Raw genomic sequence first — 13,532 nt, forward strand, 5'->3', positions numbered from 1 at the left:
GTAATTTAATATTCCAGCCAAAGGATGAAATTGGCAAAAATGCCGTAATGACCTAATCTTGGCTGATCAAGTGATTGTGAAGACAGAGTCGCATGAGCGAAATCAGCCAAGCGGGGGAAGGGATCGGCACGGCGCCTGCCGCCGTCCGCGGCGTGCCGCTGTCGCGCGGTCTGTCGACAAAACTGCTGCTCCTGACCATCGTTTTCGTGCTTCTGGCCGAAGTGCTCATCTTCCTGCCCTGGATCGCCAGTTACCGGCTGAGCTGGCTCAAGGAGCGGCTGAGCACGGCCGCCGCGGTGTCGATCGTGCTGGTGCAGGGCGAGTCGACCTCGCTGTCGCGCACGGCGCAGAATGACGTGCTGATGGCGATCGGCGCCAAGGCGATCGCGGTGCGCGATGGCGGCGTCTCGCGGCTTCTGGTGGTGGCCGACATGCCGCCGCAGGTCGACGAGCATATCGACTTGGCCAGCGTCGGCATGGTCAAGGGCATGACCGGCGCGCTCGACACGCTGTTCTTCGGCGGTGACCGGATGCTGCGTGTTTTCGGGCCGGTCGGCGACAGCGACAAGGAGTTCGAGCTGATCATGCCGGACTATTCGCTGCGCAAGGCGATGCTCATCTATTCGCGCAACGTCGCCTTCGTCTCGCTGCTGATCTCGCTGTTCACGGCCATGCTGGTCTATGCCGCGATCGACCTGATCATGATCGGGCCGATCCGCGCCATGACGCGCTCGATGCTGTCCTTCTCCGAAGCTCCCGACGATCCCGGGCGCATCATCCATCCCGCCGCCCGCGCCGACGAGATCGGCGTTGCCGAACGTGAGCTATCGCAGATGCAGGAGCGGCTGCAGAAGATGCTCTCCGAGCAGAAACACCTTGCCGATCTCGGCCTGGCGGTCTCGAAGATCAATCACGACATGCGCAACATCCTGGCCTCCGCACAACTGATGTCGGACCGCCTGCGCCAGGTCAGGGATCCGACCGTGCAAGCCTTCGCGCCGAAGCTTTTGCGGGCGCTCGACCGTGCCGTCTCCTATTCGGAAGGCGTGCTTCACTATGGCCGCACGCAGGAGCCGCCGCCTTCGCGCCGCCGGGTGCGGCTGCGCCAGCTGGTCGAGGACGTGCACGGGCTGCTCGACATCGAGGAGGGCATCGAGTTCATCAACGCCGTCGAGGCGGCTTTCGAGGTGGACGCCGATTCCGACCAATTGTTCCGGGTGCTCACCAATCTGTGCCGCAACTCCGTGCAGGCGATGGCGGCGGACACCGAGAGCGCCGTGGTGCGGCGGCTCGCTGTGTCAGCCGTGCGCCTGGGCAGCGTCAGCCGCATCGCCGTCACCGACACCGGTCCCGGCCTGCCGCCGAAGGCGCGCGAAAACCTGTTCGCTGCCTTCCGCGGCTCGGCGCGCAGCGGCGGCACCGGCCTTGGCCTGGCGATCGCGCACGAACTGATCCGGGCCCATGGCGGCACGGTGGAACTGGTCGAGTCGATTGGCGGGCGCACCACGTTCGCGGTCACCATCCCCGACCAGCCGGTGCGGCTCGACCAGGCCCGCGGCAGCCTGCGCCGCCCGGCGTAAACGGCCTGACCGCTGTTTCCTGAGGCTGTTGCCCCTCAAGACCTGCCGCTTTTCCGTAGCCTTCACCGAGACTTTTCCCATGTCCGCCTGAAATCAGACCAGCTCCCCGGCAGCTTCAAAGCCTTGGGATCGGGGTCGTTACCCCCAGATGACGAACTCGCGACAAAACTTTTGCCGGATCGGCTTGCTTTTCCCAAATTCAGTCGCTAGGGAACTGCACACATTCGCGGCCGGTCCTTGGGATCGGATCGCGGGGCCGTTGAAAACATGGCCTGATGCGCGCCCGTAGCTCAGCTGGATAGAGCACCAGACTACGAATCTGGGGGTCAGGAGTTCGAATCTCTTCGGGCGCGCCAATCTCACAAAAACCTGGACGCCGCAGGTCTAAATCCTGCCCCGCAACCACTCCATTCCACGCCACGACAGCCGCATCTGCGATCCTGTACGGCAGGTCACGATTTGGAGCATGCAGGTACAATTATGCGAAAGGCCGCCGGGGTGCGCACCGACGCCGCAGATCGGGGTGCAGAACCCGCCAGTGTTCCGCCAAAGTTGCCCGAGCCCAGGCGCAACGGGTCGGGATCGTCTTCGCCGAGAACGCAGGGCACACGGCACAACGCCCAGAAGGCATCGGCGACGTGCGATGAGACTGGCGACCGTCCCCAGGGCGCCGGTCTCATTGCAGAGCCTCAGGCTAGCTCGGCCAGCGCGCTTGCTTCGAAGCCCTTGAGCGCTTCAAGATCGGCATCGCGAACCTTGCGTGCCCAGGCAGGATCGCTCAGCAGTGCACGCCCGACTGCGATGAGATCGAACTCGCCGTGCTCCATTCGCTCTACCAGGCGATCAAGGTCGGTAGGCTGGGAACTCTCGCCCATGAACGCGCCGAGCATATCCCCGGACAGTCCCACCGATCCGACGCTGATCGTCGCGGCGCCCGTTAGCTTCTTGGCCCAGCCGGCGAAATTCAGTCCCGATTCGCCGTCGATTTCGGGGAACTCGGGTTCCCAGAAGCGCCGCTGGGAGCAGTGCAGCACATCGACGCCAGCTTCGACCAGCGGCTGGAGCCAATCGGTCATCGCGTCGGGTGTGGGCGCCAGACGGACGCCGTAATCCTGCTGTTTCCACTGGCTGACGCGCAGGATCATGGGGAAGTCCGGCCCCACCGCCGCTCGGACCTCTGACACAACCTCGGCAGCGAAGCGAGCGCGCTCCTTCACACTCGCACCGCCGTAGCGGTCTTCGCGTGTATTGGTGCCGTCCCAGAAGAATTGGTCGATCAGATAGCCGTGCGCACCGTGGAGCTCGAGCGTGTCGAAGCCGACCTTCCGGGCATCGCCGGCCGCACGGCCGAACGCTGCGACCGTGTCAGCGATCGCCTCCTCACTCATTACTGTGCCGCGTGACTGACCGGGGCCGATGAGGCCAGACGGGCTCTCGACAGGCATGTCAGGTTCCCAGCCGCTCAGACCGGGCACCGAACCGACGTGCCAGATTTGCGGGCCCATCTTACCACCAGCCGCATGGACTTCCTCGATCACCTGCCGCCAGCCGGCCAGCGCCGCCTCGCCATGGAAGAACGGAATACCGCCTTCGTTGCGTGCGCCCGGCCGGTCGATCACCGTTCCTTCGGACAGGATAAGTCCGACCTCGTTCTCGGCCCGGCGGCGGTAATAGGCGGCGTTGGCCTCTCCGGGTACGCCGCCTGGGGCGCTAGACCGCGTCATCGGTGCCATCACGACGCGGTTCTTGAGTGAAAGCGACTTGATACGAAAGGGTTCAAAGAGGGCTGAAACATCGGTCACGGGATTTTTTGCTCCGGTTTATGTGGAGCGGAATTGGTATATCCTATATACCTAGGGTCAATTAGGTACTTGAGATCGACTAGGTATATTCAAGGAAACCCAAATGACCGATCGCCAGCTACAACGCTTCGCGCCCGATTGCCCGAGTCGTCTCCTGTTTGACCAGATCGCCGACAAGTGGTCGATGATGATCCTGACCGTCCTCGACGCCGGCCCGCAGCGGTTCAACGTTATCCGGCGACTGCTTGAAGGGGTGACCCAAAAGGCGCTCACCCAGTGCCTGAGGCGGCTGGAGCGCAACGGGCTTGTCGAGCGCCGTGTGATCGCGTCCTCACCAGTCGCGGTCGAATATCAGATCACACCGCTCGGCCGCACGTTGCAGGTGCCGTTCAAGGCACTCTACGCCTGGACGCTCGAGAATATGCAGACGGTCGACCAGGCACGAAGCGCGTTCGATCGGCGTGCCTAGCAGTGCGGCGAGAGTCTGACCGTCTAGGCAGCAGCCTTCGGAATTTTATTCTCCACTAATCGCAAGAATTGGGTGTTGCGTGCCTGCGCAACCAGTTCCTTTCCTATTCCAGTTCCTTTCCTATTAATGTCGATTATCCGTGCCTCCCGAGGCATCGGATCGCAGTCTGTCGCAAGCGCACGCAAAACCCGATTCGCCAGGCAGACGATCGGAAAACAAAATTTCAGAACGCGAATTTCGAGGGCCGGACGAAGGTGTTCGTCTCGCTATTCCACATACGGCGTCAGCACCTCTTCGATCCATTTCATGAATGCGCGCACTCGGCGCGACAGATTGCTCCGGTGTGCTACGATGAGGGACACAGGAAGCGCCCGGCGACGAAAATCGGGCATGATTTCCACAAGCGTTCCACTCCTGAAGTATTGGCCAATCCCCAAGAGTGGCGCCTGAATCAGGCCAAGGCCGGCGAGGGCAGCAGCGTCGTAGGTTTGTGCGCTGTTGACGTGCAGCGCACCTGGCAACTGAAGCGTCGCGTAGCTGTCGCCGTCTGGATATTCCCATCCATGGGGTCTTACGCCCAGCATCGTCGAAAAATGAATTGTCCGATGTTTCTGACGCTGGAGATCTTCTAACGATCGAGGGACGCCATAGCGCGCCAGATAAGCGGGACTGGCGGCGTTGACCATTCGCAACAGGCCCAGTGGGCGGGCAATCAGCGTTTCGTCCCCTATGGGTCCAAGCCGCAATACACAGTCGAACCCCTCTTGAACCAGATCGACTTGTCGATCCGTACTCGACATTTCTAGCTCCAGCTCGGGGTGAGCCGCCATGAAATCAGGTAAGGCGGGCACGATCGTTGTGCGCGCCACCTCGGTCGGAAGATCAACCCGTAAACGCCCGCGGAGTGCCACACGGTCGCCTGCAAACATCGAGTGTAGGTCATCAACTTCAGCAAGCAGGTCGCGGGCCCGGGCATGAAACGCGCGTCCGTCCTCCGTCAACTGCACGCTTCGCGTCGTACGATGTAGGAGCCTGACACCGACATCTTCCTCCAGCTTTCGGACCGCCGTTGAGGCTCTCCCCTTTTGGATGCCCAGGCTTTCGGCCGCGCGGGTGAAGCTCCCCATTTCCGCTACCGTTATGAATATGAGGATGGGCTCGAGGTTTTGCATTTCACGCCTCGGTATTGTTTCTCACTGCAAGAACAGTGCGTTCATTCTGGCGATGTTTATCACACCTGAGAGACACAGTAAGCTCCGGAAATTGGGGAGGCGCTATCGGAGAAATACAAGTGTCAGAAACTATGAACCTGCATCAGATGCCCAAAACTGTGACCCTGCATGGCGCCCTGTGGGCCGGCCGGATAATGAGCGTGGCCGTCGTTGTTGCTCTGGTAGCGGACGGCGCCATTCAGCTTGTCGCGCCGGCACAGCTTGCGAGCACGTTGCAGGAAACCGGGTTCGCGATCGGACTGACCCGTGTCGTGGGTCCGATCATACTCGCCTGCGCCATCCTTTACGCCATTCCGGCCACCGCTGTCCTCGGCGCGATCCTGGTGACTGGTTTTCTGGGCGGCGCGATCTGCGCCCATGTCCGCATCGGGGAGTTGGGATCGCCGCCGGAACTCATTTCCCTGCTTCTCGGCGCGCTGACATGGGGCGGCCTCTACGCGCGCAATCCCCGTATCCGGGCCCTGCTGCCGCTCGTTCGTTGAACTAACAGGGCAGTGCTCTGCCCCCAAAGACCAGGAGAAAACACATGTTTTTAGTTACGGGAATCACGGGAAAAGTGGGCGGCGCAACGGCGAGGCATTTGCTGGCGCGAGGCAAACGGGTCCGCGCTCTGGTCCGCGACCGGGCGAAGGCGGCGACCTGGACGAACCAGGGCGTCGAACTGGTCGACGGCGACTGGAACGATGCGGCCGCCATCGAGCGGGCGCTCAACGGCGTCGACGGCGCGTTTGTCATGTTGCCGGCTGTCTGGACCCCCTCGCCGGATTTCAAGGAAGCCAAGGGCGTCATTGCGAACTATGTCGAGGCGCTCACCAAAGCGCCGCCGCCACGCGTCGTCGCGCTCTCGTCGATGGGGGCGGACAGGACTAGCGGCCTGGGGATGATCACGGCCCTGTCGCTTCTGGAGCAAGGATTTCGCGACCTGAAATTGCCGATCGCCTATGTGCGCGCCGGCGGATTTTTCGAAAACTTTCTCTTCGGCTTGCAGGTCGCCCAGGGTGGAACCCTGCCAGTCTTCTACAATCCGACAAGCCGGAAATCGGCCATGGTCGCGACCAACGACATCGGCGCGCAGGTCGGAAGCCTTTTGAGCGGACCGGCCTGGTCAGGGCATCGCGTCATCGAGCTTGGTTCGATGGTCAGCGCTGACGAAGTCGCCGGGCAATTGGGTGAAATCCTGAATCGCGACGTGAAAGCCTTTGCAGTCCCGCGTGCAGGGTGGGCGCAAGCCTTCGAGCAGTTCGGCGTCCCGAAGGGCCACACCGGACCTGCCGAGGAAATGTATGAGGCCGTGAACGCGGGATGGATGGAACTCGGAACCGAGGGTACGGAACACGTCGCGGGTACGACATCCGCACGCGATGTCTTCGCGGCGGCACAGAAGGCCACCACGGCGTAGGTCCGCGGATCAGCGATGGGATGCGACTTTCGAGCCTGCTCACGGACATGCGCATCTTATTTGGAATGAATGCGTCTCGTCAGCGCCTTGGGCACCGGTATGGGCCGCCGCAAGGTCGACCTGCTAACCGTCGCAACACGCGCCCTCATCGCGGCGATGACGCGCAACGACGTGCGCCGCTTGGTCTGCATCTCCGCCCTCGGGGTAGGAGACAGCCGTGGCCACGGCGGCTTCGTGTTCGACCGACTGTTCCAGCCTTTGCTGCTCAGCTAGGCTTATAAGGACAAGAACCGCCAGGAAGCCGCAATCCGCGTCACCTCACTTGATTGGGTCATTGTCCGGCCTGCAAGGCTCACCGATGACCAAGCTCGTGGCAGCGTCAGGGCCGTCACCAACCTCGCAAGCATCAATGGCGGCAAGGTAGCTCGCGCCAATGTTGCTCGGTTCGCTGTCGAGCAACTGACGGCCGACACATGGTTGCGGCAGACACCGGTCATCTTGTGGTGAAGCTTGGTCCCGCAGATCACCTTTTCGAGCTGCTGATCCTTCCGCAGGTCTCCTTGGACGGCGAATGTCTTGCTTCGCCTGCCGACGATGACGTGGAAGCCTTTAAGCTGGGTGTCGCGGGCGCGATACTGTCCCGAACCAGGCGCCTTAAGGTTGCTAACCGCCTTGTCGTTGATGAGGATACGGATGCCGGTCATAGCGCGATTCCTGCAAGTTTAGTGCTACCGGCCAGAAAATTCAGCCGGTTTTTCAGCCGGTTTTAGACTCGCGTGGGATCAGATAGTGTGTCCCCGCCAAAATTCGTGATTCTGCGCAAATAACTTAAATGAAAGATGCATTTACAACCATGGATAACAATTTGATATTCTTGTCTAATCAAAAGTAAACTACGAATCTGGGGGCAGGAGTTTGAATCTCTTCTGGCGCGCCAACTCTACTGCACCGGGTTTCGAACTCGTGTGGATGCCTTCTCTAAATGTCGCCGAGTCAAATCGAATCTGTCGGTGGACTGTGGCGCGAGATCATGTCCAGCCGAAGCTGTGAAGCTGTCTTGCCCTCTTTTCTTGAGGTTTGATCTGGCTGTAATTTCCTTCCGCATCCAGAAAGCCTCCCTTCAAATCAAGCCAAGACATATCCGTGGATGGAAATGGGGCGCGCAATCCCTCTCCGATTTCGCCCGTCGTCGAATTCTTCGCTTTCGCCCACAATGGCACAGAGAGTTTTGGGAGATAGCGGGCGGCGTCGCTTAGAACCACGAGGCCAACGTTGCACGGTTTCTCGTCATCATAGCGTTGCTCGACAATCCAGATCTTGGCGACCGTCGGCGCAAGAGAGTTAATGATCACGTCCCGGGTAACCGTGATGGTTCCCATGTCTATTGGCGCACTCGGGTTAACGTCAACCTGTCTTGCTCTTACGGCTTCTGGCAAGCATTGCGACAGGACCTTGGACAGCGATCCCACAACTATTTTGTTGAAGTCGATCCCCTTGGCGGGACTACGATAGAATTGTGCGCGGTAGCCTGTGCGGGCGTTGAAAAACCAATCGTAGTTCTCTGGTTTCACCCGGAACTGCACGATCGCCCGCCATTCCTTGAACTCATTTCTCTTGCTATCGGTCGCGAAGCGGACCTCACGGCACTCCATCGCTTTACGCAGTTCCCGCGCCAACACCTCTGCGAGCGCGTGAGGTGAACCGGCGTGTTCTAGTCGTTCTGCGCGCGTTTTATCGACGGCACGGATATTCTCAAATCCCCAATCGGTATTTGTGATATTGTTCATTCGCTGGATATTGAACCCGACATGTATTAGGGGTGACGGGAAAATTGTATAACACCCATAGTCACATATGAGTTCCCATTTTCATCTCCACCGGCGCCTCAAATCCATACATTGGACTGCGTTTCGCGACTGTGCGTCACAAAACGCGGGACGGCGCAAACCAGCGGAGCTGATTTAACCCATGAGCTCCATCCCCATCAAACGTGCGCTGATCACCGGCGCCGGAGCCGCCGACGGCATCGGCTTTGCCATCGCCCGCCAACTTGGCGGCACCGGCCATGCCGTGTTCCTCACCGGCGCCAGCGCACGCGTGCTTGACCGCGCCGCCGAGCTTCGTGCCGAAGGCATCGATGCCACGGCCGTGGTCGCCGATCTCACCAAGGCCACCGATGTCACGCGGCTGCGGGCTGAGGCCGGCGCCGTCGACATACTGGTCAACAATGCCGGCATGGGCTCGCTGGCGTCACCCTCGGTCGACAAGGCTTTTGTCGCGATGACCGAGGCCGACTGGGATCAAGGCATCGAGGTCAGCCTGAAGACGGCGTTTCTGGTTACCCATGCGTTCCTGCCGGGAATGGTCGAAGCGGGCTATGGGCGCATCGTCAATGTGGCGTCGGTCACCGGGCCGCTGGTGTCCTTCGTGGGCACATCAGCCTATTCCGCCGCCAAGGCTGGCATGGTCGGCCTGACGCGCACGCTGGCGCTCGAAGTGGCGAGACACGGCATAACCGTCAACGCCGTGGCGCCCGGCTGGATCGCAACGGGCTCGTCGAGCGAGATGGAACGGATGGCGGCCCTGCATACGCCGCCGGCGCGGGCAGGCCGGCCGGATGAAGTGGCCGCGGCCGTGGTGTTCCTGGCCTCCGAAGGGGCCAGCTATGTCAACGGCGCGCTTTTGGTGGTCGACGGCGGCAACAGCCTTCAGGAGCACAAGGGCTGAAGGCCGGCCGAGCGGGAGGCCTATGTCGAGGCCATGCACCAGTTCAGGTTGACGCCCCAGTATCGTGCCGGTCGAGGACGTCAGGTCGTGGGACTTCGAGAAGTTCGGCTATGACGAAGCGCTTCGCATCCTGAAGGTGCAGGGGTTTGCGACCAGGACGATGCTTTGCGCCAACAAGCCTCGCGCTGCAAAGGTGGGTCGCCAGTTGCTAGCTAGCCGGCGACCAGCTTATTCAGCCGGGCGCAATACGGGTGAGCGCCGACAGGGACGATCTCATAGCCGACGGCGATCAATTGGACCTTCAACTCCTCGAAATGCCGCTTTGAGCCGCTGACGATCGATTCAGGCGTGTAATCCCACCCTCTGCGAGCCGCACTGGCCAGGATGTCGGCATAGGCAGCCATACTGGCGATTTTCACATCCGACTCCAGCAGTTGCCTGCATCCGCTTGCAAACGACGGCGATGGAGCGGCGGGAAAACCCAAGATTGCGCACGTCAGCACTATTGCAACAGGACGCATCGAAACCTCCGTTGGTCGATTGCAGCGCGTTGCTGCAAGCAGTGACCTTGCATCGTGTGCGCCTGCGGAGGGATCGGGCAGGTGCAGTATTCTGCCTCCCGCATTTGTAGTATTTTGCGGCGGTACTGGTTGAAACCGTGCCTATCCGATGGCAGGAAGCTTCTCGATGAACCGCATCGCGACGTCTTCACCGGCTGACGCGCTATCGGACCGCGAACGCGCGGTGGCGGAAAAATTTGCCTCGGGCCTGACTTATCGCGAAATCGGCGAGGCGCTGTTCATCGCCCCTTCGACCGTCCGCACCCATCTCGCCGCGATCTATGACAAGCTTGGCGTCAACAACAAGATCGCGCTTGCATCGCACTTCAACGGCCCTGGCTCCGCACAGCCCGGCGCACTTCCATCCTTGCCTGATGCCTCGCCAGTGCTTGCGATATTCCCGATCGAAAGCCTCAACTCAGAGGAACGCTGGTGCCGCTTTGCCGACGGCCTGTCGTCGGACATCAGCATCGACCTGGCGCGTTACGCGAATCTGCCAGTCGTCGCTTTTCACACCATGAAAGCACTGGGCAGCAAGCCCACAGACTTTGCGGCCGACGGCAAGGCGCTGGGCGCCACCTACATCGTCTCGGGCCAGTTGCGAGCCGACGACCGGCGGGTTCGGCTAACGATCGAACTGGCTGATGCGCTGAACGGCGTCAGCCTGTGGAGAGATCGCTTCGAGCGCCCGCTAGAGGACGTGTTCACCCTGCAGGACAGGTTGACCAACAGCGTCATCAACGTACTGGCCGGATGCGGTGGGGCGATTGCTACCGTCGGCCGTAACGCCACTCGCCGCAAGCCGCCCGCGAGCCTGCGCGCCTATGACCTCTATCTGCTTGGCAGCGAACAGCACGACACGTTCAGCCGCTCCGGCAACGCAGAGGCAATTCGGCTATTTTCGCGCGCGCTTGAACTCGACCCTACCTTGGTCAGAGCCTGGATCGAGCTCGCCTACGCTTATTCGATCGAATACTGCAACGGTTTCGGCGGCGATCTGAAGGGAGCGACCGAGAGATGGCGGGTTGCGGTGGAAAATGCACTTCGGCTCGACCCAATGGATAGCAGCGTCCAGACTTGCCTCGGCGATCTCATGGGATGCCTGGGCGATTTCGAGGCAGCGGAGCGCGCTTACCGGCGAGCCTTCGAATTCGGCTCCAACCATGCCGACACGCTGGCGCTGCTGGCTGGCAGCAGGGCGCTTGTCACCGGCGATCCGGCCGACGCGATCTCGCTGATGGAGCGCGCCATGCGCCTCAACCCATTGGCGCCGCCCTGGTATTTCGGCATGCAAGGTCGCATCCTGTTCGCCGCCGGCAGCCACAGGCAAGCCATCGCTGCGCTGCGCAGAAGTTCACCGGACTCTCCGAATGTGTTGATGTTCCTAGCGCTAGCGCACGCGGTCATAGGCGAGGCCGGCGAGGTGACCAGGATTGCTACGCGCCTGAAGGCTGAATTCCCCAGCTTTTCGGTCGAACGCTTTATCGCCGGCTATCCGGTGACGAACCCCGACGCCGTCAAAGCCATTCGCAACGCTGCAAAGCTGGCAATGCTGCCGTGAGGGCACTTTCTACTTGTCGACCGTCGCCATAGACGCGTTCGTTAGAGCGCGGTCCGGCACCACACCGCCACCGCGGTCGCTTGGAGCAAGGTTCTGCTCACGAGGCCTTGGCGAAAAAGCTCTGATAATCCGACTTCGCCTGCAGCAGGCGCAGCACGTTGTCGCCCGAGCCACGCACATGGGCGCGGGCTAGGGCGCCAGCCCGGGCTGCGTCACCGGCGCAGATCGCCTCTGCCGTGCAGCATGGCGTTGCCGCTGATTTCGGCGATGACGCGATGGAGGTCGATGCCAACTTCCAGCTCCTGGAATTTTTCCTTCGTGGTGCTGTCCGCTATGGCGGCCAGCCGCTCGCATTCCGCCAGCATGGCGCGCAGCCGCGCCTTGTCCTTCTCGGTCGTGGCGGCCGCCGCCAGTTCGGCACCATGCCAAAGACTCGCCCGGCCCGAAACAAATTGTGCCGATGGTGCACGGCGCCGGTATCGGCTTCTGAACGTCGTCACCGGGGTATTGACGATGAAACAAAATGCGGATTTGATAATACGTGGATACAAAAATTCATTTAGGTGCCGCATGTCAGCAGCCTTTCCGGCCGAGCCACAGATGTCCGCCACTGCGGAGGAAGAGGCGTACAGGCACCTTCAGAGAGCCCTTCGCTTCGGCCGCTACAAACCGGGCGACAGGCTTATTCCGGAGGACATTGCCGCCGAGATCGGCATGAGTCGCATGCCTGTACGGGAAGCCTTTCGGCGCCTGGCCTCCGACGGGCTGGTGGTTCTGCGGCCCAATCGTGGATGCGTGGTCGCAGGCCTGACGGTCGATGAGCTTTACGAGATTTTCGAAATTCGCTCGGTTCTGGAGGGACTGGCCGTAAGGTTGGCGATGCCCCGGATCGATGAGGAGGAGTTCGAGGAACTCGAGCGCCTGCTCGAGCGCATGGAACGCGCGGGCCAGAGCGGCAGCAGCGACTGGGTGGTCCGCCACCAGGAATTCCATGGCCGTATCTGTGCGCTAAGCCGGAGGCCAAAGCTTATCCACCAGATATCGGCGCTGCATGTGGTGATAGAGCCCTACATGCGCATCTGGTTCGACGACTGTGACAAGCCGCATTCTGCGCGCGAGGAGCATGCCGCCGTGATCGCGGCCTTGCGTTCAGGCGACGAACCTCACGCGGAAAAGGTGATGCAAGATCACATTCTCAGCACAGCACCGATGCTGGCCGAGTTCGTGAGTCCGAGCCGGTGACGAACGCCGGCCGGACAACAATGACCTCGAACCGGCAATGCGGCCGGACGTAGGAACAGCTCGATCAGCCTATAAAAAAGGGGAACCAAATGAAAGTTTGTCGTTTGGCCGCAGTTGCGGCCGCACTCAGCATGTTCGGCTTCATGCACACCGCATTGGCCGAGGACGCGCCCAAGGCCATAACCATCGCCACGGAGGGCGCCTACGCGCCGTGGAACTTCACCAACGCAGACGGCAAGCTCGACGGACTGGAGATCGAACTCGCCAACAATCTTTGCGAGCGGATGAAGGTCAAATGCACCATCATCGCTCAGGACTGGGACGGACTTATTCCTTCGCTGAAGGTCGGCAAGTTCGATGTGATCATGGCCAGCATGTTCATCACGCCGAAACGCCTCGAGACCATCGACTTCACCCAGCCTTATGCGATCGACCCGGGTGGGTTCGCAGCCGCCAAGGATAGCGATCTGGGGAAGCTCGGCGCTTCGGCCGAGAAATTCAAACTGGACGATGAGGCTGCTTCCAAGGCCGCGGTCGACAAGTTGAAGCCCCTGCTGAAGGGCAAGGTAGTCGGTGTCCAGGCGGCCACGGCCATGCTCGAATTCCTCAAGAAATACTTCGGCGACACGGTGGAGATTCGCGAGTACAAGACGACCGAGCAGCACGATCTCGATCTGGCCGCGGGCCGCATCGATGCAATATTCGCTCAGAAGACAGCGCTCGCCGCGACGCTCGCAAAACCGGAATTCTCGGGCTTCACGGTTGCAGGTCCGGGCTTTGTCGGCGGCTTGTTCGGCGCCGGAACGGGTGCGGGACTCAGGAAGGAAGACGCCAAGCTCAAGGAAATGCTGAACGACGCGATCAGCGCCGCCATTGCCGACGGGACCATTAAACGCATCTCGGAAAAATGGGTGAAAACGGACGTGACGCCGGTCAAGTAGCCACGTGTGTATTCTCCGG

15 protein-coding genes and 1 tRNA gene are annotated in these 13,532 nt (G+C 61.1%); 11 read left to right on the plus strand and 5 right to left on the minus strand.

Annotation, left to right across the window (positions count from 1 at the left end; all coding sequences use genetic code 11):
• Nucleotides 1-92 precede the first annotated feature (92 nt).
• Nucleotides 93-1,580 carry an ATP-binding protein gene (locus AC1D05_RS16700; RefSeq protein WP_477442162.1) on the plus strand — a complete coding sequence of 496 codons (1,488 nt, stop codon included), beginning with the start codon at nt 93-95 and terminating at the stop codon, nt 1,578-1,580.
• A 279-nt stretch (nt 1,581-1,859) separates the two neighbouring features.
• Nucleotides 1,860-1,936: transfer RNA gene (locus tag AC1D05_RS16705), tRNA-Arg, on the plus strand.
• 333 nt (nt 1,937-2,269) lie between these two features.
• Here the strand turns inward: AC1D05_RS16705 and AC1D05_RS16710 are convergent.
• The gene (locus AC1D05_RS16710) at nt 2,270-3,382 is read right to left on the minus strand and encodes an NADH:flavin oxidoreductase (protein ID WP_477442164.1); all 1,113 of its coding nucleotides are present in this window, start codon (nt 3,380-3,382) and stop codon (nt 2,270-2,272) included.
• Nucleotides 3,383-3,485: 103 nt separating this feature from the next.
• On the opposite strand from AC1D05_RS16710, the gene AC1D05_RS16715 reads away from it, so the two are divergent.
• Entirely contained in the window at nt 3,486-3,851 is a 366-nt protein-coding gene (locus AC1D05_RS16715) for a winged helix-turn-helix transcriptional regulator (protein ID WP_477442166.1), read from the plus strand.
• A gap of 266 nt (nt 3,852-4,117) precedes the next feature.
• Here the strand turns inward: AC1D05_RS16715 and AC1D05_RS16720 are convergent, their stop codons facing one another.
• Complete coding sequence (locus AC1D05_RS16720; RefSeq protein WP_477442168.1) at nt 4,118-5,023, minus strand: LysR family transcriptional regulator; 906 nt, start codon at nt 5,021-5,023, stop codon at nt 4,118-4,120.
• 119 nt (nt 5,024-5,142) lie between these two features.
• Between AC1D05_RS16720 and AC1D05_RS16725 the strand changes: the two genes are divergently transcribed.
• The 4 genes from AC1D05_RS16725 to AC1D05_RS16740 all read left to right on the plus strand — a co-directional run bounded on the left by AC1D05_RS16725 (nt 5,143) and on the right by AC1D05_RS16740 (nt 6,989).
• Complete coding sequence (locus AC1D05_RS16725) at nt 5,143-5,565, plus strand: DoxX family protein (protein WP_477442170.1); 423 nt, start codon at nt 5,143-5,145, stop codon at nt 5,563-5,565.
• A 44-nt stretch (nt 5,566-5,609) separates the two neighbouring features.
• Nucleotides 5,610-6,482 (plus strand): NmrA family NAD(P)-binding protein, encoded by an 873-nt coding sequence (locus AC1D05_RS16730; RefSeq protein WP_477442172.1) that lies wholly within the window; start codon nt 5,610-5,612, stop codon nt 6,480-6,482.
• A 69-nt stretch (nt 6,483-6,551) separates the two neighbouring features.
• Nucleotides 6,552-6,755, plus strand: a complete 204-nt coding sequence (locus AC1D05_RS16735; RefSeq protein ID WP_477442174.1) for an NAD(P)H-binding protein — start codon at nt 6,552-6,554, stop codon at nt 6,753-6,755.
• Between the two features lie 60 nt (nt 6,756-6,815).
• On the plus strand, nt 6,816-6,989 hold the full coding sequence (locus tag AC1D05_RS16740; RefSeq protein ID WP_477442910.1) for an NAD(P)H-binding protein: 174 nt from the start codon (nt 6,816-6,818) through the stop codon (nt 6,987-6,989).
• 521 nt (nt 6,990-7,510) lie between these two features.
• Here the strand turns inward: AC1D05_RS16740 and AC1D05_RS16745 are convergent.
• A complete protein-coding gene (locus tag AC1D05_RS16745; protein WP_477442175.1) occupies nt 7,511-8,269 on the minus strand; it encodes a hypothetical protein in 759 nt (252 codons plus the stop codon).
• Nucleotides 8,270-8,450: 181 nt separating this feature from the next.
• On the opposite strand from AC1D05_RS16745, the gene AC1D05_RS16750 reads away from it, so the two are divergent.
• On the plus strand, nt 8,451-9,209 hold the full coding sequence (locus AC1D05_RS16750) for an SDR family NAD(P)-dependent oxidoreductase (protein WP_477442177.1): 759 nt from the start codon (nt 8,451-8,453) through the stop codon (nt 9,207-9,209).
• A gap of 212 nt (nt 9,210-9,421) precedes the next feature.
• Here the strand turns inward: AC1D05_RS16750 and AC1D05_RS16755 are convergent, their stop codons facing one another.
• Nucleotides 9,422-9,628, minus strand: a complete 207-nt coding sequence (locus AC1D05_RS16755) for a hypothetical protein (RefSeq protein WP_477442178.1) — start codon at nt 9,626-9,628, stop codon at nt 9,422-9,424.
• A 268-nt stretch (nt 9,629-9,896) separates the two neighbouring features.
• Between AC1D05_RS16755 and AC1D05_RS16760 the strand changes: the two genes are divergently transcribed.
• Nucleotides 9,897-11,330: a LuxR C-terminal-related transcriptional regulator gene (locus tag AC1D05_RS16760; RefSeq protein WP_477442180.1), complete on the plus strand. Its 1,434-nt coding sequence runs from the start codon at nt 9,897-9,899 to the stop codon at nt 11,328-11,330.
• 212 nt (nt 11,331-11,542) lie between these two features.
• On the opposite strand, the gene AC1D05_RS16765 is transcribed toward AC1D05_RS16760, so the two are convergent.
• Nucleotides 11,543-11,902 carry an FCD domain-containing protein gene (locus AC1D05_RS16765; protein ID WP_477442182.1) on the minus strand — a complete coding sequence of 120 codons (360 nt, stop codon included), beginning with the start codon at nt 11,900-11,902 and terminating at the stop codon, nt 11,543-11,545.
• A 28-nt stretch (nt 11,903-11,930) separates the two neighbouring features.
• On the opposite strand from AC1D05_RS16765, the gene AC1D05_RS16770 reads away from it, so the two are divergent.
• A complete protein-coding gene (locus tag AC1D05_RS16770; protein ID WP_477442184.1) occupies nt 11,931-12,572 on the plus strand; it encodes a GntR family transcriptional regulator in 642 nt (213 codons plus the stop codon).
• A gap of 89 nt (nt 12,573-12,661) precedes the next feature.
• A complete protein-coding gene (locus AC1D05_RS16775; RefSeq protein WP_477442186.1) occupies nt 12,662-13,513 on the plus strand; it encodes a transporter substrate-binding domain-containing protein in 852 nt (283 codons plus the stop codon).
• The last annotated feature ends 19 nt before the right edge of the window (nt 13,514-13,532 follow it).

The sequence above is a fragment of the Mesorhizobium sp. P2_E9 genome (genome assembly GCF_056403815.1).